Annotated in this window: 17 protein-coding genes; 8 read left to right on the top strand and 9 right to left on the bottom strand. The window is 71.8% G+C overall.

The window, feature by feature from the left end:
• Window positions 1-25 precede the first annotated feature (25 nt).
• The 3 genes from AMK27_RS16990 (at window position 26) to AMK27_RS16980 (ending at window position 2,743) form a co-directional block, all read left to right on the top strand.
• On the top strand, window positions 26-892 hold the full coding sequence (locus tag AMK27_RS16990) for an NUDIX hydrolase (RefSeq protein ID WP_073908097.1): 867 nt from the start codon (window positions 26-28) through the stop codon (window positions 890-892).
• The gene (locus AMK27_RS16985; RefSeq protein ID WP_073908095.1) at window positions 889-1,719 is read left to right on the top strand and encodes an MBL fold metallo-hydrolase; all 831 of its coding nucleotides are present in this window, start codon (window positions 889-891) and stop codon (window positions 1,717-1,719) included. Before AMK27_RS16990 ends, AMK27_RS16985 begins: the two co-directional genes overlap by 4 nt.
• A gap of 139 nt (window positions 1,720-1,858) precedes the next feature.
• A complete protein-coding gene (locus AMK27_RS16980; protein WP_073908093.1) occupies window positions 1,859-2,743 on the top strand; it encodes a prohibitin family protein in 885 nt (294 codons plus the stop codon).
• A 76-nt stretch (window positions 2,744-2,819) separates the two neighbouring features.
• Here the strand turns inward: AMK27_RS16980 and AMK27_RS16975 are convergent, their stop codons facing one another.
• Window positions 2,820-3,494 carry a Crp/Fnr family transcriptional regulator gene (locus AMK27_RS16975; protein ID WP_015034542.1) on the bottom strand — a complete coding sequence of 225 codons (675 nt, stop codon included), beginning with the start codon at window positions 3,492-3,494 and terminating at the stop codon, window positions 2,820-2,822.
• A 269-nt stretch (window positions 3,495-3,763) separates the two neighbouring features.
• Here AMK27_RS16975 and nth point away from each other — a divergent pair, with 269 nt between their 5' ends.
• From nth to AMK27_RS16960, 3 genes are all read left to right on the top strand, one after another.
• Window positions 3,764-4,912, top strand: coding sequence for an endonuclease III (gene nth, locus AMK27_RS16970; protein ID WP_241847526.1), 1,149 nt, complete (start codon window positions 3,764-3,766; stop codon window positions 4,910-4,912).
• On the top strand, window positions 4,899-5,603 hold the full coding sequence (locus tag AMK27_RS16965; protein ID WP_073908091.1) for an NUDIX hydrolase: 705 nt from the start codon (window positions 4,899-4,901) through the stop codon (window positions 5,601-5,603). Before nth ends, AMK27_RS16965 begins: the two co-directional genes overlap by 14 nt.
• Window positions 5,604-5,669: 66 nt before the next feature.
• A complete protein-coding gene (locus AMK27_RS16960) occupies window positions 5,670-6,869 on the top strand; it encodes a MarP family serine protease (RefSeq protein ID WP_073908089.1) in 1,200 nt (399 codons plus the stop codon).
• A 45-nt stretch (window positions 6,870-6,914) separates the two neighbouring features.
• Here the strand turns inward: AMK27_RS16960 and AMK27_RS43715 are convergent, their stop codons facing one another.
• From AMK27_RS43715 to AMK27_RS16930, 6 genes are all read right to left on the bottom strand, one after another.
• Window positions 6,915-7,112 (bottom strand): hypothetical protein, encoded by a 198-nt coding sequence (locus tag AMK27_RS43715; protein WP_073908087.1) that lies wholly within the window; start codon window positions 7,110-7,112, stop codon window positions 6,915-6,917.
• Between the two features lie 167 nt (window positions 7,113-7,279).
• Window positions 7,280-8,218 carry an alpha/beta fold hydrolase gene (locus tag AMK27_RS16950; protein WP_073908085.1) on the bottom strand — a complete coding sequence of 313 codons (939 nt, stop codon included), beginning with the start codon at window positions 8,216-8,218 and terminating at the stop codon, window positions 7,280-7,282.
• The gene (locus AMK27_RS16945; protein ID WP_073908084.1) at window positions 8,215-8,712 is read right to left on the bottom strand and encodes a phage holin family protein; all 498 of its coding nucleotides are present in this window, start codon (window positions 8,710-8,712) and stop codon (window positions 8,215-8,217) included. The genes AMK27_RS16950 and AMK27_RS16945 overlap by 4 nt, the downstream gene beginning before the upstream one ends.
• Before the next feature lie 57 nt (window positions 8,713-8,769).
• On the bottom strand, window positions 8,770-10,164 hold the full coding sequence (gene nhaA / locus AMK27_RS16940; RefSeq protein ID WP_073908083.1) for a Na+/H+ antiporter NhaA: 1,395 nt from the start codon (window positions 10,162-10,164) through the stop codon (window positions 8,770-8,772).
• A gap of 258 nt (window positions 10,165-10,422) precedes the next feature.
• Window positions 10,423-12,378, bottom strand: a complete 1,956-nt coding sequence (gene acs / locus AMK27_RS16935) for an acetate--CoA ligase (protein WP_073908081.1) — start codon at window positions 12,376-12,378, stop codon at window positions 10,423-10,425.
• Between the two features lie 242 nt (window positions 12,379-12,620).
• Entirely contained in the window at window positions 12,621-14,972 is a 2,352-nt protein-coding gene (locus AMK27_RS16930; RefSeq protein ID WP_073908079.1) for a SulP family inorganic anion transporter, read from the bottom strand.
• 313 nt (window positions 14,973-15,285) lie between these two features.
• On the opposite strand from AMK27_RS16930, the gene AMK27_RS16925 reads away from it, so the two are divergent.
• Window positions 15,286-16,617 carry a hypothetical protein gene (locus tag AMK27_RS16925; protein ID WP_073908077.1) on the top strand — a complete coding sequence of 444 codons (1,332 nt, stop codon included), beginning with the start codon at window positions 15,286-15,288 and terminating at the stop codon, window positions 16,615-16,617.
• Window positions 16,618-16,797: 180 nt separating this feature from the next.
• On the opposite strand, the gene AMK27_RS16920 is transcribed toward AMK27_RS16925, so the two are convergent.
• Window positions 16,798-17,781: an ATP-binding protein gene (locus tag AMK27_RS16920; RefSeq protein WP_073908075.1), complete on the bottom strand. Its 984-nt coding sequence runs from the start codon at window positions 17,779-17,781 to the stop codon at window positions 16,798-16,800.
• Between the two features lie 102 nt (window positions 17,782-17,883).
• On the opposite strand from AMK27_RS16920, the gene AMK27_RS16915 reads away from it, so the two are divergent.
• Window positions 17,884-18,702 (top strand): oxidoreductase, encoded by an 819-nt coding sequence (locus tag AMK27_RS16915; protein WP_073908073.1) that lies wholly within the window; start codon window positions 17,884-17,886, stop codon window positions 18,700-18,702.
• A 361-nt stretch (window positions 18,703-19,063) separates the two neighbouring features.
• Here AMK27_RS16915 and AMK27_RS16910 read toward each other — a convergent pair whose 3' ends face one another.
• Window positions 19,064-19,930, bottom strand: coding sequence for an HAD family hydrolase (locus AMK27_RS16910; protein ID WP_073908070.1), 867 nt, complete (start codon window positions 19,928-19,930; stop codon window positions 19,064-19,066).
• Window positions 19,931-20,240: the final 310 nt, after the last annotated feature.

Below are 20,240 nucleotides of genomic sequence, written 5' to 3'. Positions count from 1 at the left end.
ATGTACTTGCGCATAGCATCCGGCCATGTCGAATGGTCAGTGGTACCCGCCCGAGTGGCCCGACCGCATCCGCGCCCTCGCCGCCGGTGAGCTCACCCCGGTGACCCCGCGGCGCGCCGCCACCGTCCTGCTGCTGCGGGACGGGGCCGCCGGTCCCGACGTCCACATGCTGCGCCGCCGCGCCTCGATGGCCTTCGCCGGCGGCGCGTACGCCTACCCCGGCGGCGGGGTCGACCCGCGCGACGAGCACCCGGTGCGCTGGGCGGGGCCCTCCCTGGAGACCTGGGCGGCCCGGCTCGGCCTCGACGAGCCCGCGCAGGCCCAGGCCGTGGTCTGCGCCGCCGTCCGCGAGACGTACGAGGAGGCGGGCGTCCTGCTCGCCGGGGAGACCGGCGACGAGGTCGTCGGTGACACGACGGGCGCGGACTGGGAGCGGGACCGGGAGGCGCTCGTCGCCCGGGAGCTGTCCTTCGCCGACTTCCTGGACCGGCGCGGGCTCGTCGTCCGCTCCGACCTGCTCGGCGCCTGGGCCCGCTGGATCACGCCGGAGTTCGAGCAGCGCCGGTACGACACCTGGTTCTTCGTGGCCGCCCTGCCGGCCGGGCAGCGCACCAGGAACGCCTCCACCGAGGCCGACCGGACCGTCTGGATCCGTCCGGCGGACGCCGCCGCGGGCTACGACCGGGGCGAGCTGACGATGATGCCGCCGACGATCTCGACCCTGCGCACCCTGGAGCCGTACGGCACGGCCGCCGAGGCCCTCGCGGGGGCGCGGGAGCAGGACATGACCCCGGTGCTCGCGCAGGCGCGTCTGGACGGCGAGGAGCTGGTCCTGAGCTGGCCGGGCCACGAGGAGTTCACGAAGATCATCCCGATGGGAGGCGACCGATGAGCGACGCCGCCGCCCTGCCCGGCCAGCCCCGCGGACTCGTGGTCTCCGGGCCCGCGACCGAGCGCGCCGTGAACGTCCTCGCGCCGAACCCGTCCGCGATGACCCTCGACGGCACCAACACCTGGCTGCTCTCCGAGCCGGGCTCCGACCTCGCCGTGGTCGTCGACCCGGGGCCGCTCGACGAGAGCCATCTGCGGCAGGTGATCGGCACCGCCGAGAAGCTCGGCAAGCGGGTCGCGCTCACGCTGCTGACCCACGGGCACCCGGACCACGCCGAGGGCGCCGGGCTCTTCGCCGAGCTGACCGGGACGGCCGTGCGGGCCCTCGACCCGGCGCTGCGGCTCGGCGACGAGGGGCTCGGCGCGGGGGACGTGGTGGCGGTCGGCGGTCTCGAGCTGCGGGTCGTCCCGACGCCCGGCCACACCTCCGACTCGCTCTCCTTCCACCTGCCGGCCGACCGGGCCGTCCTGACGGGCGACACGATCCTGGGGCGCGGGACGACGATGGTGGCCCATCCGGACGGGCGCCTCGGCGACTACCTGGACTCGCTGCGGCGGCTGCGCTCGCTCACCGTCGACGACGGGGTGCACACGGTCCTGCCGGGGCACGGACCGGTCCTGGAGGACGCGCAGGGGGCCGTGGAGTTCTATCTGGCGCACCGGGCGAGCCGGCTGGCCCAGGTGGAGACGGCGGTGGAGAACGGCCACCGGACGGCCGCGGACGTCGTCTCCCACGTGTACGCGGACGTGGACCGCTCGCTGTGGCCGGCGGCCGAGCTGTCCGTACGGGCGCAGCTGGAGTACCTGAGGGAGCGCGGCCTGGTCTGAGGGGCGGCGCGGAGTTGTCACGATCGGCGGCGCGGAGTTGTCACGATCCGGAACCGCGCGGGACCCCGGCGCGTCGGTCGTCTTGACCTGTGCTTTACGCTCCGCTTACTTCTGGCCGTAGCTTTCGGGGGGAACGCCCGTGTTCGTCATCGCCATCCTGCTGGTCATAGCCGCAGTGGTGCTCTTTTTCGTCGGCAGAGCCAATGACTCCAAGGGGCTGAAGTTCGGCGCCCTCGGAGCCGTCCTGGCCGGTGTCTTCTCGCTGATCGTGAGCATGACGTACGTGATCAGCGCGTACGAGGTCGGCGTCCCGGTCGCCTTCGGCAAGGTCGGCTCGCCCATGACCTCCGGCATGCACGTGAAGTCGCCGTTCACCGACGTCACGACCTTCTCGACCCGCCCGGTCGACCTCAACCTCTCCGACAAGGACGTGGTCGAGGTCCGGTCCTCGCAGGGCGGTGTCATGTACGCCGAGGTCACCGTGAAGTGGGCCGTCGTCCCGACCAAGTCCGTGGAGCTCTACAAGCTCGCGGGCAGCGAGGACGCCATCCAGCAGCGCCTCGTCTACCCGGACAGCCGGGAGATCGTCCGCAACGTCTTCGCCCGCTACACCAGCGAGCAGGGCTACGCCTCCGACCGCGAGAAGATCAACGCCGAGATCGGCTCCCTGATCAAGGAGCGCCTGGCGCCGCGCGGGATCGACGTGACCACGGTCAACCTGCGCAACGTGAAGCCCTCGGACTCGCTCCAGGCCCAGATCGACCGGAAGATCCAGCAGCAGCAGGCCACCGAGCGCGCCACCGAGGCCGCCCGCACCGCCAAGGCCGAGGCCGACCGCCGCCGGATCGAGGCGGAGGGCATCGCCCGCGCCAACAAGATCCTCAACGACTCGCTGACGGACCGGGTCCTGATGAACCAGTGCATCGACGCGTTCAAGGACGCCGCGGCGAAGAACCCGATCTACACCGTGCCCTGCGCCAACGGCTCCTCGGCGCCGGTGATCGTGGACGGCTCGAAGCGCTGACGGCCGGCCCGCCCGGCGGGCACACGCGAAGGGCCGCCCCGGCCGGTCGGCCGGGGCGGCCCTTCGCGTGCGACGACTAGCGCGAGCGCTTCGCGAGGCGCTCCACGTCCAGCAGGATCACGGCGCGGGCCTCCAGGCGCAGCCAGCCGCGCTGGGCGAAGTCGGCGAGCGCCTTGTTGACCGTCTCGCGGGAGGCGCCGACCAGCTGGGCCAGCTCCTCCTGGGTGAGGTCGTGGACGACGTGGATGCCCTCCTCCGACTGCACGCCGAAGCGGCGCGACAGGTCGAGGAGCGCGCGGGCCACACGGCCCGGGACGTCGGAGAAGACCAGGTCGGACATCTGGTCGTTGGTCTTGCGCAGCCGGCGGGCTACGGCGCGCAGCAGCGCGGTGGCCACCTCGGGGCGCGCGTTCAGCCAGGGCTGGAGGTCGCCGTGGCCCAGACCGAGCAGCTTGACCTCGGTCAGCGCGGTGGCGGTGGCGGTGCGCGGGCCCGGGTCGAAGAGCGACAGCTCACCGATCAGCTCGCCGGGGCCGAGGACGGCCAGCATGTTCTCCCGGCCGTCGGGGGAGGTGCGGTGCAGCTTCACCTTGCCCTCGGTGACCACGTACAGGCGGTCGCCGGGGTCGCCCTCGTGGAAGAGCGCGTCGCCACGGGCGAGCGTCGCCTCACTCATCGAGGCGCGCAGCTCGGCAGCCTGCTCGTCATCGAGCGCCGCGAAGAGCGGGGCGCGCCGCAGAACGTCGTCCACGAGTTCTCTCCATACTGTCGACCTGCTCAGGGACCTGCGTCCCATGATGCCGGACGTACAAAACCGTGCGATCAATCACAACAAGTTTGACGTACCGAGTCGCTCGTCCGTACGTCAGGGGCCCGATTGGGCGCTGATCGGCCACGCCCGGGGCGGATGTCGGTGGCGGCCCCTAGGCTGGCCGGGTGTCCAACTCGCCGGTGAGAGCGCAGGCCAAGGGGGCTGAAAGAGTGTCGGCCGAAGGTAATTCCGCTGTGGGCGAACACGGCGTGTCGAAACGTGCGAAAGCCGCAAATCGGAAGGCCGCCGAGCCTGCGAAGCCCGCGGCCGAGGCAGCCGGGGCGGCCAAGCCCGTGAAGGCGGCCGAGCCCCGGAAGGCCACCAAGGCCACCAAGGCGACCAAGGCGACCAAGGCTGCCAAGGCGACCAAGGCCACCGAGCCCGCGAGCTCCACCAAGGCCGCCAAGCCCACCGAGCCCGCGAGCTCCGCCAAAGCCGCCAAGCCCGCCAAGCCCGAGTCGCGCCTCGCGATGGTCCGGCGGGCCCGCCGGATCAACCGCGAGCTCGCCGAGGTCTTCCCGTACGCCCATCCGGAGCTCGACTTCCGCAACCCCTTCGAACTGCTCGTCGCCACGGTCCTCTCGGCGCAGACCACCGACCTGCGGGTCAACCAGACCACCCCGGCCCTCTTCGCGAAGTACCCCACCCCGGAGGACCTCGCCGCCGCCGTGCCCGAGGAGGTCGAGGAGCTCATCCGCCCCACCGGCTTCTTCCGCGCCAAGACCAAGTCGATCATGGGTCTCGCCGCCGCCCTCCGGGACGACTTCGGCGGCGAGGTCCCCGGCCGCCTCGACGACCTCGTCAAGCTCCCCGGCGTCGGCCGCAAGACCGCCTTCGTCGTCCTGGGCAACGCCTTCGGGGTCCCCGGCATCACCGTCGACACCCATTTCATGCGGCTCGCCCGGCGCTGGCGGTGGACCGAGTCCGACGACCCCGTGAAGATCGAGGCCGAGATCGCCACGATCTTCCCGAAGAGCGAGTGGACGATGCTCTCGCACCGGGTGATCTTCCACGGCCGCCGCATCTGCCACGCCCGCAAGCCGGCCTGCGGGGCATGCCCCATCACCCACCTCTGCCCGTCGTACGGGGAGGGCGAGACCGATCCCGAGAAGGCGAGGAAGCTGCTCAAGTACGAGATGGGCGGCCTCCCCGGCCAGCGGCTCGACCCGCCGCCCGGCTACCCGGGCCGCCCGGCGCCCCCACTGGGCGCGAGCGAAGGCTGGGACCCGTTGTCCGGCCCCGCCCGGGAGGGCTCCCCCGCGGAGCCCGCACGGGAGCCCCACCGGGGGTCTCCCGAGGGAACGAACCCGTCCATCGATCGCGTTGTGAAACTCGGGGGTGCCTATGACGCGCACTGACGAAGAGATCCACGGGCCCGGCACCGGCGGGCTGCTCAGCAGGGACGGACTGCCCGACTGGCTCGAGCCCGTCGACCGGGCCGCCCGCACGGTCGAGCCCGAGCAGCTGAGCCGCTTCCTGCCGCCCGCGAGCGGCGCCGGACGCCAGTCCGCCGTCCTCGTCCTCTTCGGCGAGGGCGACCGCGGCCCCGAGCTGCTGCTCATGGAGCGGGCCGGCAGCCTCCGCTCGCACGCGGGACAGCCCTCCTTCCCCGGCGGCGCCCTCGACCCCGCGGACGGCGCCCCCGCCGACGGCGGGCTGCTGCGCGCCGCGCTGCGCGAGGCCCAGGAGGAGACCGGCCTCGACCCGGCCGGCGTCCAGCTCTTCGCCGTCCTGCCCCAGCTCTACATCCCGGTCAGCGGCTTCGTCGTCACCCCGGTCCTCGGCTGGTGGCGCGCCCCCAGCCCCGTCGGCGTGGTCGACCCCGGCGAGACCGCCCGGGTCTTCACCGTGCCCGTGGCCGATCTCACGGACCCGGCGAACCGCGCCACCGCGGTCCACCCGAGCGGCCACCAGGGCCCCGCGTTCCTGGTCGCATCCGCTCTGGTCTGGGGTTTCACCGCCGGAGTGATCGACAGACTGCTCCACTTCTCCGGCTGGGAGCGGGCCTGGGACCGGTCGAGACAGGTCCCGCTCGACTGGCGCTCATGACAGGCTGAACCCCGGCGGAACGGCTGATCCCCGGCGACCGGAAACGAATCTGCGAGGCAATTGACGGTGAACGTGCTGGACATCCTGCTGCTGCTCGCCGCCGTCTGGTTCGCGATCATCGGCTACCGCCAGGGATTCGTGGTCGGCATCCTGTCCGTGATCGGCTTCCTCGGCGGCGGCCTCGTCGCCGTCCTGCTGCTGCCGATCCTCTGGGACCGGCTCACCGACAACAGCGAGGTCTCGACCACGGCGACGGTCGTCTTCGTGATGGTGGTGATCATCTGCGCCTCCGTCGGCCAGGCCTTCACCACCCACCTGGGCAACAAGCTGCGCCGGCACATCACCTGGTCGCCCGCCCGCGCCCTCGACGCCACCGGCGGCGCCCTGGTCAACGTCGTCGCGATGCTGCTCGTGGCCTGGCTGATCGGCTCGGGCCTCGCCCGTACCACCATGCCCACCCTGGGCAAGGAGGTACGCAACTCCAAGGTGCTGCTCGGCGTCGAGCAGGTGATGCCCGCTCAGGCGTCCGGCTGGTTCGACGACTTCAGCTCCACCCTCGCCCGCAGCGGCTTCCCGCCGGTCTTCAGCCCCTTCGCCAACGAGCCGATCACCCCGGTCATGCCCCCCGACCCGGAGCTCACCCAGAGCCCGGTCGCCGCCCGCGCCCAGCGCTCCATCGTGAAGGTCGTCGGCACCGCGCAGAGCTGCGGCAAGGTCCTCGAAGGCACCGGATTCGTCTTCGCCGACCGCCGCATCATGACCAACGCCCACGTCGTCGGCGGCGTCGACGAGCCGACCGTCCAGATAGGCGGCGAGGGCAGGCTCTACGACGCCAAGGTCGTCCTCTACGACTGGCAGCGCGACATCGCCGTCCTGGACGTGCCGGACCTCCGGGCCACGCCGCTGACCTTCACCGACGAGGACGCCCGCAGCGGCGACAGCGCGATCGTCGCCGGATTCCCGGAGAACGGCTCGTACGACGTCCGCTCGGCGCGCGTGCGCGGCCGCATCAACGCGGACGGGCCCGACATCTACCGCCGGGGCGAGGTGCGCAGGGACGTGTACTCGCTGTACACGACGGTCCGCCAGGGCAACTCCGGCGGCCCGCTGCTCACCGTCGACGGCGAGGTCTCCGGCGTGATCTTCGCCCGCTCGCTGGACGACGCGAACACCGGCTACGCCCTGACCGTCGACGAGATCCGCGAGGACATCGAGCGCGGCAGGACCGCGAACCAGCAGGTCGACACCCAGGCCTGCGCGCTGTGACGCCGGGGACCCCGTGCGGGGTCCCCGGCGCTGTCAGGAGTGTTGTTACGGGGTGTCGCGGGGATGCCTCAGCCTGGCCGAGACCCAGCGGGCCCGGCGGCGGAGGATGCGTGAGATCCCCACCCCCTGCGCGGCGTGCGCACCGCCCGGGTCCGGCGGTCCGGCCCCCTCGCGGGAGCCCGGCCCGGCGGCCGAGCGGCGGTTGCGTGCTGTCGTGTCACCGTAGTCGTGCGTCCAGCCCATACTTCGACGTCTGCCCGTGCCCCAAGGTCGGTAACCGCCCCGGGGCCCGCCAATTGGAGTATGCGCGAGGCACATGGCCGTTCGAAGGAAGTCTGTACGCACCGGGGCGGCCAGAGGGGCCGTCAGCGATCGGGCTCGGGCCCGGTCCGGGGCCCGGCGAGACCCCGTCAGCGGTCGGGCTCGGGGTCCTTCAGCCAGTTGACGAGCTCCGTCGAGAAGGCGACCGGGTCCTCCTCGTGCGGGAAGTGGCCGAGCCCGTCGAAGAGCCGCCAGCGGTACGGCGCCTCCACGTACTCGCCCGATCCCGCGGCGCTGCGGGTCCGCATCACCGGGTCCAGGGAGCCGTGCAGATGCAGGGTCGGCACCCGCACCGGCCGCTTCATGCGCCGGTTGAACTGGATGCCGTCCGGGCGGGCCAGCGACCGCACCATCCAGCGGTACGGCTCGATCGAGCAGTGCGCCGTCGACGGGACCAGCATCGCCCGCCGGTACACCTCGATCGCCTGCTCCTCGGAGGCGCGGACCGGCCGCGGCCCCGACCAGTCCCGGATCAGCTCGCCCACCAGCGCCGCGTCGTCCGCGACGAGCTGACGCTCCGGCAGCCACGGCCGCTGGAAGCCCCAGATGTGCGAACCGGCCCGCGACTGGGCGAAGTCGGAGAGCATCGCCGAACGCCAGCGGCGCGGGTGCGGCATCGAGGAGACCACCAGCCGGCGCACCAGCTTGGGCCGCATGACGGCCGCAGTCCAGGCGAGGTAGCCGCCCAGGTCGTGCCCGACGAGCGCCGCGTCCGGCTCGCCCAGTGAGCGGATGACACCGGTGACGTCGAGGGCCAGGTTGGCGGGGTCGTAACCCCGGGGGGTGCGGTCGCTGCCGCCGACCCCGCGCAGGTCCATCGCGACGGCCCGGAAACCGGCCTCGGCGAGCAGGGGCAGCTGATGGCGCCAGGTCCACCAGAACTGCGGGAAGCCGTGCAGGAGCAGCACCAGCGGGCCGTCGCCCATCTCGGCGATGTGGAAGCGGGCACCGTTGGCGGCCACATCGCGATGGGTCCACGGCCCGTCGAGCCGGACGGGCCCGCCGTTGCTGCTCTCGGGGAGGGTCATACCGACGAGCGTGCCACAGCGGGAGCCTTGTCCAGCGCCTTGTCCAGTGCCTTGGCGGGCTCCGGGCGCGGGTGCGGCTTGACGGTGGAGATCACCGCGGCCGTCTGCTTGGCCGACGCGATCGACTTCTCCGGCGGCTTGACCTTCTTGAACTTGGCGTACGCGATCACGCCGAGCAGCACCGCGAGCAGCACGTTCGCCGCGAAGGACAGCAGGAAGCACCAGACGAGGTTCCAGCCCCCGTTGCCGTTGTGCCCGCCGGTCCAGGTGTTGATGGCGTACGCGAGCGCGAAGCTCAGCATCGGCAGCGAGAACAGCAGCACGACCGCGGCCGTGATCCCGGCCGCGCTCCCGATCACACCGCGCTTGACGTCCTGCCTGATCTCGGCCTTGGCCAGGGCGAGCTCGTCGTGCACCAGCGCGGACATCTCGGCGGTCGCCGAGGCGACCAGCTGGCCGAGGCTGCGCTCGGTGCCGTCGTACGGGTCGCTCATCGCTGCTCCCTCTTCTCTTCTGCGGTCCGAGTTCTCTTCTACGCGGTCCGACTCAGATCATGCCGGACGGTCGGCCCCGTCGCGCGGTGCCCCCGCCAGTTGGGCGCGCTGACGGTGTTCCGCGGCCTTCTTCTCGTAGATCTCGGCCATCCGCAGGTGGTACGCCGGGTCGTGCTCCTCGTAGATGTCGGGGATGCCGTCCTGGTCGTCGTCGCGCTCCTCGGCGGAGACCAGGGCCTGGTACCTCCGGACCCGGAGTTTCAGCAGGACGGAGGCGAGGACGGCCGCGACGAGCGAGCCGATGAGGACCGCGGCCTTCACCTCGTCGGTGAGGGCCTCGTCGCCGGCGAAGGCGAGCTCGCCGATGAGCAGCGAGACGGTGAAGCCGATACCGGCGAGGGTGGCCACGGCGAAGACGTCCGGCCAGGTCAGGTCGGGGTTGAGCTCCGCGCGGGTGAAGCGGGCGGCGAGCCAGGTGCCGCCGAAGATGCCGACCGCCTTGCCGACGACGAGACCGAGGACGACGCCGAGGGTGACGGGCTGGGTGAAGACGTCGCGGATCGCGCCGCCGGAGATGCTCACGCCGGCCGAGAAGAGCGCGAACAGCGGGACGGCGAGGCCGGCCGAGAGCGGGCGGACGAGGTGCTCGATGTGCTCGCCGGGGGAGTGCTTCTCGCCCTCCCGGGTGGTGCAGCGGAGCATCAGGCCCATGGCGACACCGGCGATGGTGGCGTGGACGCCGCTGTTGTACATCAGGCCCCAGATGACCAGGGCCAGCGGCACGTACACGTACCAGCCGCGGACCTCCTTGCGGAGCAGCAGCCAGAAGAGGAGGAGTCCGGCGAAGGCGCCGCCGAGCGCGGCGAAGTTCAGGTCGCTGGTGAAGAAGACCGCGATGATCAGGATCGCGAAGAGGTCGTCGACGACGGCGAGGGTGAGCAGGAAGGCCCGCAGCGCGGACGGCAGCGAGGTGCCGATCACGGCGAGGACGGCGAGCGCGAAGGCGATGTCGGTGGCGGTGGGGACGGCCCAGCCGTCCATCGAGCCGTTGCCGACGGTGTTGACCAGGGCGTAGACGAGGGCGGGCGCGGCCATGCCGCAGAGGGCGGCGATGACGGGCAGCGCGGCGGCCCTGGGGTCGCGCAGTTCGCCCGCGACGAGTTCGCGCTTGAGCTCGATGCCGGCGACGAAGAAGAAGACCGCGAGGAGGCCGTCGGCCGCCCAGTGCTGGATCGAGAGGTCGAGGCCGAGGGCCGCGGGGCCTATGTGGAAGTCGCTGACGGCCTCGTAGCTGCCGCTCAGGGTGTTGGCCCAGACGAGGGCGGCGACGGCGGCGACGAGGAGCAGGACACCACCGACGGTCTCGGTGCGCAGGGCGTCGGTGAGGTACTGGCGCTCGGGCAGGGAGAGACGGCCGAGGAACTTGCGGTCGGTGGGTGCGGGCGCGGCCACGGGGGAGAACCTCCGGTCGGGTGGGCAGGACTGAGCACATGCCGACCAGACTTCCCGGCGCACCTAGGTTTTCTTGTCGCGTCGTTGACGCGATGCTTACGTTACCTAACGAGCGTGGGTTGGGTCCGGCGAGATTCACTTTAGGGACATCTGCGCCTTTCGTCCCTTCGGGGGCGGGCAAGCGAAACGCCCGCCCCGAAGGATCGGGGCGGGCGTCTCGCCGAGTACGGGCGCGGTGTCCGCGCCCTACGGCCGGGCTCAGTCCTCGCTGGAGGCCGACGGCAGCTGGGTCTGGATGAGCGACATGACCGAGGAGTCGGTCAGCGTCGTGACGTCGCCCAGCTCGCGGTTCTCCGCCACGTCGCGCAGCAGACGGCGCATGATCTTGCCCGAGCGGGTCTTCGGCAGCTCCGCCACCGGCAGGACGCGCTTCGGCTTGGCGATCGGGCCGAGGGTCGCGCCGACGTGGTTGCGCAGCTCGGCGACCAGGCTGTCGTCCTCGCTGGCCGTACCGCGCAGGATGACGAAGGCGACGATCGCCTGACCGGTGGTCTCGTCGGCGGCGCCGACCACGGCCGCCTCTGCGACGGCCGGGTGCGAGACGAGGGCCGACTCGACCTCGGTGGTCGAGATGTTGTGCCCGGAGACGAGCATGACGTCGTCGACCCGGCCGAGCAGCCAGATGTCGCCGTCCTCGTCCTTCTTGGCCCCGTCGCCGGCGAAGTACTTGCCCTCGAAGCGGGACCAGTACGTGTCGATGTAGCGCTGGTCGTCGCCCCAGATGGTGCGGAGCATCGACGGCCACGGCTCGGTGAGGACCAGGTAGCCGCCGCCGCCGTTCGGCACCTCGTTGGCCTCGTCGTCGACGACGGTGGCGGAGATGCCCGGCAGCGGGCGCTGGGCGGAGCCCGGCTTGGTCTCGGTGACGCCCGGCAGCGGCGAGATCATCATCGCGCCGGTCTCGGTCTGCCACCAGGTGTCCACGATCGGGGTCCTGCCCGCGCCGATGTGCTCGCGGTACCAGACCCAGGCCTCGGGGTTGATCGGCTCGCCGACCGAGCCGAGCACCCGGAGGCTCGACAGGTCGAACTTGGCGGGGATGTCGTCGCCCCACTTCATGAACGTTCGGATCGCGGTCGGCGCCGTGTAGAGGATGGTGACGCCGTACTTCTGCACGATCTCCCAGAACCGCCCCTGGTGCGGGGTGTCAGGGGTGCCCTCGTACATGACCTGCGTCGCGCCGTTGGCCAGCGGGCCGTAGACGATGTACGAGTGCCCGGTGACCCAGCCGATGTCGGCGGTGCACCAGTAGACGTCGGTCTCCGGCTTGAGGTCGAAGACGGCGTGGTGGGTGTACGCGGCCTGGGTGAGGTAGCCGCCGGAGGTGTGCAGGATGCCCTTCGGCTTCCCCGTGGTGCCCGAGGTGTAGAGGATGAAGAGCGGGTGCTCCGCCTCGAAGGCCTCCGGGGTGTGCTCCGCGGACTGGCGGGCGACGATGTCGTCCCACCACACGTCGCGGCCCTCGGTGAACGCCGTGTCCTGGCCCGTGCGGCGGACCACGAGGACGTGCTCGACCTGCGGGCACTTGGCGACGGCCTCGTCGATGGCCGGCTTGAGGGCGCTCGGCTTGCCGCGGCGGTAGCCGCCGTCGGCGGTGACGACCAGCTTGGCGTCGGCGTCCTGGATGCGGGAGGCCACGGCGTCGGCCGAGAAGCCGCCGAAGACCACCGAGTGGGCGGCGCCGACGCGGGCGCAGGCCAGCATCGTGATGGCCGCCTCGGGGATCATCGGCAGGTAGACGGCGACGCGGTCGCCCTTGCGGACGCCCAGCTCGGTCAGGGCGTTGGCCGCCTTGGAGACCTCGTCCTTGAGCTCGGCGTAGGTGATCGCGCGGCTGTCGCCCGGCTCGCCCTCGAAGTGGATGGCGACCCGGTCGCCGTGGCCGGCCTCGACGTGCCGGTCGACGCAGTTGTACGCGACGTTCAGCTCGCCGTCCGCGAACCACTTGGCGAACGGCGGGTTCGACCAGTCGAGGGTCTCGGTCGGCTCGGTGGCCCAGGTCAGGCGCTTGGCCTGCTCGGCCCAGAAGCCCAGCCTGTCCGCCTTGGCCTGCTCGTACGCCTCCGCCGTCACGTTGGCGTGCGCGGCCAGCTCGGCGGGCGGCGAAAATCGACGCTCTTCCCGAAGCAGATTGGCCAGGCTTTCGTTGCTCACGACATCTCCCTTTCCCAGGGCGTCCTCTGTGCGTATGTGTCCCGCGTCATACCTCATCAGTCGAAGGCCCGGGTGACAAGAGCCTCCGGGCAATTGGTTTAGACCTGTGAGTCGTACGGCGTGCGGGGGCCCCTCCTCCCGAGCGGTGGGAGAAGGGGCCACACAGTCTCACGGACCGGGCGGGCGAAAGGTTCAGGACGCGCGCCCCGGCCGCGGTCGGGACGGCGCCGACCTGTGCGCGGTCAGGACGCTGTCGCCGCCTCCCGGGGCTCCGTCGGCATGACCTGGGTGAAGACGTCGTCGTACGAGTGCACCTCGTCCGTCCCGGAGAGGAGGTACGCCTGCGCCTCGCCCACGTGGAAGTACACGCCGTGCAGCGAGAGCGTGCCCTCGGCGAGCCGCCGCGCCACCGGCTCGTACGCCCGCAGGTGCTCCAGCTGCTGGACCACGTTGGTCAGACAGAGCTGCTCGACGGCGTCCGCCGGAAGCCTCCCGGAGATCCGGGCCCAGGCGTGTCTCCTGCTCACCATCCGCTCCAGGCTGGGCCGGCCGTGGCGCAGCCAGCGGCGGAGCGGGGTCGGCGGGTCGTCCGGGCCCGCGTTGAGCAGGGCCTGCATCGCGCCGCAGCCCGAATGGCCGCAGACGGTGATCGACTCGACCTGCAGCACATCCACCGCGTACTCGATCGCCGCCGCCACCGAGTCGTCGCTCTCCTCGCCCGGCAGCGGGACGAGGTTCCCGACGTTCCGCACGGTGAACAGGTCACCGGGGCCGCTCGACGTGATCATGCTCGTGACGAGGCGGGAGTCGGCGCAGGTCAGGAAGAGCTGCGAGGGGGTCTGGCCCTCCCGGGCGAGCCGCGCGAGCTCGTCCCGGACCAGCGGGGCCGTGTTCCGCTGGAACTTGCCGATGCCGCTGGCCAGCTTCAGACCCGTCGTCCGAGGGGCCTCCACGGCCTCGTCGGCTCGCTCGACCGGCTGCTCGCCGCACTGGTGGTTGTGCCACGGCGTCCAGGGCCGGCAGCAGGCGTGCGCGGCGACGTCCGAGGGGGTGGACTCGGCGATCCTCGTACCGGAGGGGCCGGTGGTCTCGACGGTCCCGCCGTGGGCCAGGTGCCCCGCGGTCCAGTCGCTGAGGGTCTCGTAGGCGGCGTGGTCCATGAAGGAGCCGTCGAGCTCCACCACGACGTCCGATCCCCTGGGCAGTTGGTGCAGGGCCCGGCTGAGCCGGGGCACCGCGAGGAAGGTCAGCTGGCCCCGGACGTGCAGCAATTGCCGTCCGTCCCGCTCCTCCCGGGTGATCCGCGTGCGGGCGAGCCGCTGCATGGCGACCGCGATGGCCACGGCGATGCCGAGGGCGACGCCCTCCAGGATGCCGACGAGGACGACGCCGGAAAGCGTCACCGCGTAGACCACGACCTCGCGGTGCCGGGTGACGGTGCGGATGTGGGTGATGCTCACCATCTGGATGCCGACCACCATGACCAGGGCGGCGAGCGCGGGCAGCGGGATCAGGTCGAGCACGGGCACGAGCAGCAGGGCCGCGAGCACGATCCACAGACCGTGCAGCATGGTGGAGGCGCGGCTCACCGCGCCCGCCGAGACGTTCGCGACGCTGCGGACCGCGACGCCGGCCACCGGCAGCCCGCCGAGCGCCCCGGAGACCACGTTGGCGGCGCCCTGGCCGGCGAGTTCGCGGTCGAGGGCGGTGCGCGGGATGCCGAAGCCGCCGTCCGGGCGGGCGGCGACCAGCTTGTCGACCGCGACGGCGGACAGCAGCGACTGCACGCTGGTGACCAGGGTGATCGTCAGCACGCCGGCCGCGATGCCGAGCACCGGGCCCTCGGGCAGACCGGGCAGCGCGTGGCTGCTCCAGGAGGGCAGGTCGACGCGCGGGACGGTGAGTCCGGCGAGCGTCGCCACCGCGGTCGCCCCCGCCACCGCGACGAGCGCGGCCGGGACCTTGCGAAGGAGCTTCCCCGCCCGGCCGGGCAGCCGGGGCCAGCACAGCAGCACGACGACGGTGAGGGCGCTGATGCCGAGGGCCGCCGGGTGGATGTGCGCCAACTGGGCGGGCAGTCCCAGGAAGTTGTCGACGGCGGAGCTCTGCGGGGTGCTGCCGAGCACGATGTGGAGCTGGGCGAGGGCGATGGTGACGCCGATGCCGCCGAGCATGCCGTGCACGATCGCGGGCGAGACGGCGAGGGCCGAGCGGGCCACCCGGAGGACGGAGAGCCCGAGCTGGGCGAGGCCCGCGAGCACCGTGATGGCGCAGGTGGTGCGCCAGCCGTACAGCTGGATCAGCTCGGCGGTGACCACGGTGAGGCCGGCGGCGGGGCCGCTGACCTGGAGCGGGGAGCCGCCGAAGCGGCCGGCGACCAGACCGCCGACGGCGGCGGCGACCAGGCCGGACTGGAGCGGGGCTCCGGTGGCGAGCGCGATGCCGAGCGAGAGCGGCAGCGCGATCAGGAAGACGGCGATGGACGCCGACAGGTCGACGCCGGCGACACGGAAGCGGCGCGGCCGCTCCGGCGGGCTGTGCGGCCGCTGGACGCGGGGTCGGTTGGGCGTGCGGGCAGGGGTGCAGAGGGTCATTCCCGTCTCCTCCGGGGCGGCGCGGTCGCGGTTCGTGCGGGACGAACGTGGGGGGCTCGCGGCCGTGGGTCACGGCGTGCAGCGGCGGGATGCGTTGCGGCGGCAAGGCGGGATCCCCGCCAGGCGAGGATCAACGCTCGGTAATCGAATCGTAATGGAGGGTAAAGTCTCCGGCATTATTTTCGGGGCAAACAGGGCAACGATTCACCGGTTCCGGTGAAGGGCGAACGAAATACCGCTTGTCGTTTCATCTCTCCGGCTGTCGCGGTGCGACGTTGACGCCGCTCGTACGGAACCGAGGAGAGGTGCGCGCATGACAGCCGCCGGGAGAAGGACCACTGCCCAGAGGAAGGCGCTCGCCGCCGGTGCCCTCGCCGTCGCCCTGATCGGCGGCCTCGCCGGCTGCTCGGGCTCCGACGGAACCGCCACGAAGAGCGCGCCCGGCGGTGCGGGCGCCAAGAAGGAGCCCGCCGCCGCCCCGCCGAACGCGGTCCGGCTGATCGGCGACGGCTCCACCGCCTTCACCGGCGCCCAGCCCCACCAGCCCGTCTGGCAGCGCCTCAAGCCGGGCGAGACCCCGCCGCAGTTCGTCGTCTTCTCCTGGGACGGCGCAGGCGAGGACAGCCAGAAGCTCTTCTCCCACTTCCGCGAGGTCGGCAAGAAGTACGACGCCACCATGACGTACTTCCTCAGCGGCGTGTACCTGCTGCCCGAGGAGAAGCGGGAGCTCTACGACCCGCCGCAGCACAGTGCCGGGCGCTCCGACATCGGCTTCAACGACACCGAGGGCATCCGCGCCACCGTCCGCGAACTTCGCGGCGCGTGGCAGGAGGGCAACGAGATCGGCACCCACTTCAACGGGCACTTCTGCGGGGCCGAGGGCGGCGTCGGCACCTGGTCCGTCGAGGAGTGGAAGAGCGAGATCAGGCAGGCGAAGTCCTTCGTCAAGAACTGGAAGACCAACTCGGGGCTGCGCGCCGAGCAGCCGCTGCCCTTCGACTACGACAAGGAGCTCGTCGGCGCCCGCACCCCCTGCCTCGAAGGCCGGACGAACTTCGTCCAGGCGGCGGCGCAGCTGGGCTTCCGCTACGACACGAGCGGCGTCAACGACCACATCTGGCCCAAGAAGGACCTGGGCCTGTGGGACCTGTCCCTCCAGCTCGTGCCGGTCCCGGGCCGCGCCTTCCAGACGCTGTCCATGGACTACAACTTCATGGTCAACCAGTCCCCGGGCACGACCCAGGGCGACCCGTCCCAGCGCGAGCGCTGGGGCGACCAGATGCGGGACGGCCTGGTGCAGGCCTTCGAGCGCTCCTACCGGGGCAACCGGGCGCCGCTCATCATCGGCAACCACTTCGAGTCCTGGAACGGTGGCGTGTACATGCGGGCCATCGAGGAGACCATCGCCACGGTCTGCGTCCAGAAGGACGTGAAGTGCGTGTCCTTCCGGCAGCTCGCCGACTGGCTCGACGCCCAGGACCCGGACGTCATCGCCAAGATGCGCACCCTGAAGGTCGGCGAGGCCCCGGCGGCCGGCTGGAAGGCCTTCCTCGCCCCCCAGCCGGCGAAGGTCCCGGCCGCCCCCGCCACGGCCGCCGGCGCCCCGGCCGCCGCCCGCCCCGACGACGGGCGGCAGACGGGCTGAACGACGCCGAGGCTCTCGGCGAGGACGAAGTCGGGGTCGACCTGCGCAGCCAGGTCGGCCCCGGGCCCCTCTCTCTTCGCCCCCTCGCGCCGCTCGGCGCCGGGGCGCCTCACGGGCTTCGTGGCGCTGCGCCGGACTCCGTCCGCCGGCCGTCCGCCGGCCGTCGGCCGCCGGGTGCGGTCAGCCGAGCTGCGCGGTCATCGGCTCGCCGAGGACGAAGTCGGGGTCGACCTGGGCAGCCAGGTCGGCCCCCGTCTTGGCGTTGCCCCAGCTCTCCGCGTTGCGCAGGTGGAAGTGGACCATCTGGCGGGTGTAGCGGTCCCAGTCGCGGTCGGCGTACGAGTCGTCCGCCGCGTCCTGGAGCGCCTGGAGGGACATCCGGTTGTCCGCCTCCAGGAGCTCGAAGCGGGGCGGGCGGCCCTTCTCCATGGCGCGGACCCAGTCCGAGTGGCCCACCGTCACGAGCAGGTCGTCGCCGACCTCCGCGCGCAGGAAGTCCAGGTCGTCCTGGCCCTGCACCTTGTTGCCGACGACCTTCAGCGCGACGCCGAAGTCCCGCGCGTACTCCTTGTACTGGCGGTAGACCGAGACGCCCTTGCGGGTCGGCTCGGCGACCAGGAACGTCATGTCGAAGCGGGTGAAGAGCCCGGAGGCGAAGGAGTCCGAGCCGGCGGTCATGTCGACCACCACGTACTCGTCGGCGCCGTCCACCAGGTGGTTCAGGCAGAGCTCCACCGCGCCGACCTTCGAGTGGTAGCAGGACACCCCGAGGTCCGACTCGGTGAAGGGGCCGGTCGCCATGAGGCGGATGTCGCCGTCGTCGAGCGGCACCGTCCGCGCGCAGGCCTCGTAGACCGGGTTCTCCTCGCGGACCCGCAGCAGCCGCGACCCCTCCCCGGGCGGAGTCGTCTTGATCATCGTGTCGGCGGAGACGATCCGCGGGTTGCTTCCCCGCAGGTACTCCTTGATGAGCGGCAGATGCGCGCCCATCGCGGGCAGCGCGGCGGCGTCCTCGTCGGGCAGGCCGAGCGCGGCGCCCAGGTGCTGGTTGATGTCGGCGTCGACGGCTACGACCGGGGCTTCGTTGGCGGCGAGGTGGCGGATGAAGAGCGAGGACAGCGTGGTCTTGCCGCTGCCGCCCTTCCCCACGAAAGCGATCTTCATGTTCACCTAGGGTAGTGGTATGAACGCGCCGCGTGGTCGGGATGCGTGAAGAAGACCACTCCATCGTGGGGCGGGCCGCACGGGCGCGTAGCCTCCCTACTTATGAGTACGCACGCCTCTGACCCCTTGGCCGCCCTCGGCTCCCTGCCGGGCGTCGCCGACGCGGTGGACTCCGTACGCAAGGCCGTCGACCGGGTCTACGGCCACCGTGTGATGCGCCGCCGCAGCAACGAGATCTCCTCCGAGGCGGCCCTGCGCGGGGCGCGCGGCTCGGCCGCGCTCTCCGGCGCCGACTGGGCCCTGGAAGAGGTCCGCCGCCGCACCGACTTCAGCGCCGACGCGGAGGCCCGCACGGTCGGCGCCGCGCTGCGCCTCGGCGCGGAGGCCGGTCAGCTGCTCTCCATCTGGCGCCAGTCGCCGCTGCGGGTCCTCGCCCGGCTCCACCTGGTCGCCGCGGGCGACCCGGGCACCTCGGTGGGCCGGCCCCGGCTGGACGGCGAGACGGTCGACGAACCGCTGGTCACGGTCCCGCTCCCGACGCCCGCCGAGGTCGGCGGACGACTCGACGGCCTGGCGGAGCTGATCGTCGCGGGCGGCGAGGCCCCCGCGCTCGTGACGGCCGCCGTGGTCCACGGCGAGCTGCTCGCGCTGCGCCCCTTCACCTCGTACAACGGACTGGTCGCGCGGGCGGCGGAGCGGATCGCGCTGGTCGGCAGCGGCCTCGACCCCAAGGCGATCTGCCCGGCGGAGGTCGGTCACGCGGAGCAGGGACGGGCCGCGTACCTCGCCGCCTTCGAGGGCTACCTGTCCGGGACGCCGGAGGGCGTGGGCGGCTGGATCGCGCACTGCGGACGCTCGGTCGAACTCGGTGTCCGCGAGTCGACGGCCGTGTGCGAGGCCCTCCAGCGCGGCGCGGCCTGAACCGGCGGCGCGGTCTGCGGGAGCGATCCCGACCCTGACCTAACGAATCCGGGCCCCTCGCGGGGCCCGGAACGGGTTGCGGCGGCACCAGTTCAGGTACCGCCGCTGGCACGTCCACCCAGTTACCATGCGTCCTCGAATAAGTGCCCATCAGGCCGGGAACTTTGCCCGTGGCCTGGTGCGGCTGGCCCGTAATCGACGGGTCGACGTCGCGTGGGTGCTCGGTTTCTGTGCTAGGTCCGTGGGGCCTTCATGCTCAACAGGTGATCCTCTCGGATGTCCTCGGTCTCGCGGGCCTGATTCCTTTCTACTCCTGTCGGGGTGGAAGCGAAAGTGCTGGCTCCACTTCTCTGCGCATTGCTCAAATTCGGGCAAAGCCGTCCGTGAGCCGATGGGCGAGCGCGGCCTGCCGACGCCGGGCGGCGTACCAGACGAGTCCGGCCCCCACGGCCGCCGCGCCCACCGCCGCCGCGGCCACGAGCGTGGGGCGGGGCGGCATACGGAATTCGGGCAGCCGCTGCTTGAGCCGTACCGGCTTCTCGAAGGCGAGAACCGGCCATTCCCGCGCCACGGCCTCACGGCGCAGCGCCCGGTCCGGATTGACCGCGTACGGGTGGCCGACGGCCTCCAGCATGGGGATGTCGGTCGCCGAGTCGCTGTACGCGTAGCAGCGCGAGAGGTCGTAGCCCTCGGACTCCGCGAGCTCCCGGACGGCCTCGGCCTTCGTCGGCCCGTAGGCGTAGTACTCCACCTCGCCGGTGAAGCAGCCGTCCTCGCCGACCACCATCCGGGTGGCGACGACCCGGTCGGCGCCGAGCATCTCGCCGATCGGCTCGACGACCTCGGCGCCGGAGGTCGAGACGATCACGACGTCGCGGCCGGCGGCGTGGTGCTCCTCGATGAGGGAGGCGGCCTCGTCGTAGATGATCGGGTCGATCAGGTCGTGAAGGGTCTCGGCGACGAGCTCCTTCACCTGGGCCACGTTCCAGCCTTTGCAGAGCGCGGAAAGGTATTCGCGCATCCGCTCCATCTGGTCGTGATCGGCCCCACCTGCCAGGAAGACGAACTGGATGTAGGCCGTCCGCAGGGCGGCGCGGCGGCTGATCAGTCCGCCCCGGTAGAAGGACTTGCTGAAGGTCAGCGTCGAGGACTTCGCAATGACCGTCTTGTCCAGGTCAAAGAAGGCGGCTGTGCGCGGCAAGGAGTGGTTTTCCACAAGCCTGAGCATAGGTGCCCGCCATTCGGCGTACGCTGGGGCGCGTGGGTTTGCCTGAGAAGGCTCTCGGGTACACCATGGAAGTCACGGATCGTTCGCGACCGTGCTAACCCGGTCCGGCTCCTCCCCCCCCGAGTCGGCCGGAGAGACGACCCCCGCTCTCCCCCCCGGCGGGGGTCGTCGCATGTCCGGAGCCGTTTCGGTGCTCTGGGACATCGTCCGCCTCCTCCCTCCCGGCCGTCGGCCGGACATCGTCCCAGCGCTCTGCCGGGCCCTCGATTCATCACTCACAGTAACCGGCAGGATGCGTTCCGGGCAGCCC

This window comes from Streptomyces sp. CB02009 (genome assembly GCF_001905825.1).
In the GTDB taxonomy this organism is placed as follows: domain Bacteria; phylum Actinomycetota; class Actinomycetes; order Streptomycetales; family Streptomycetaceae; genus Streptomyces.
This window is presented reverse-complemented; position numbering and strand designations above follow the sequence as displayed.

Coding starts and splice junctions, on each gene's coding strand:
- AMK27_RS16990 (WP_073908097.1), top strand. CDS start 26: ATGTCGAATGGTCAGTGGTACCCGCCCGAGTGGCCCGACCGCATCCGC.
- AMK27_RS16985 (WP_073908095.1), top strand. CDS start 889: ATGAGCGACGCCGCCGCCCTGCCCGGCCAGCCCCGCGGACTCGTGGTC.
- AMK27_RS16965 (WP_073908091.1), top strand. CDS start 4,899: ATGACGCGCACTGACGAAGAGATCCACGGGCCCGGCACCGGCGGGCTG.
- AMK27_RS43715 (WP_073908087.1), bottom strand. CDS start 7,112: ATGGGCTGGACGCACGACTACGGTGACACGACAGCACGCAACCGCCGC.
- AMK27_RS16950 (WP_073908085.1), bottom strand. CDS start 8,218: ATGACCCTCCCCGAGAGCAGCAACGGCGGGCCCGTCCGGCTCGACGGG.
- AMK27_RS16945 (WP_073908084.1), bottom strand. CDS start 8,712: ATGAGCGACCCGTACGACGGCACCGAGCGCAGCCTCGGCCAGCTGGTC.
- AMK27_RS16930 (WP_073908079.1), bottom strand. CDS start 14,972: ATGACCCTCTGCACCCCTGCCCGCACGCCCAACCGACCCCGCGTCCAG.
- AMK27_RS16925 (WP_073908077.1), top strand. CDS start 15,286: ATGACAGCCGCCGGGAGAAGGACCACTGCCCAGAGGAAGGCGCTCGCC.
- AMK27_RS16920 (WP_073908075.1), bottom strand. CDS start 17,781: ATGAAGATCGCTTTCGTGGGGAAGGGCGGCAGCGGCAAGACCACGCTG.
- AMK27_RS16915 (WP_073908073.1), top strand. CDS start 17,884: ATGAGTACGCACGCCTCTGACCCCTTGGCCGCCCTCGGCTCCCTGCCG.
- AMK27_RS16910 (WP_073908070.1), bottom strand. CDS start 19,930: ATGCTCAGGCTTGTGGAAAACCACTCCTTGCCGCGCACAGCCGCCTTC.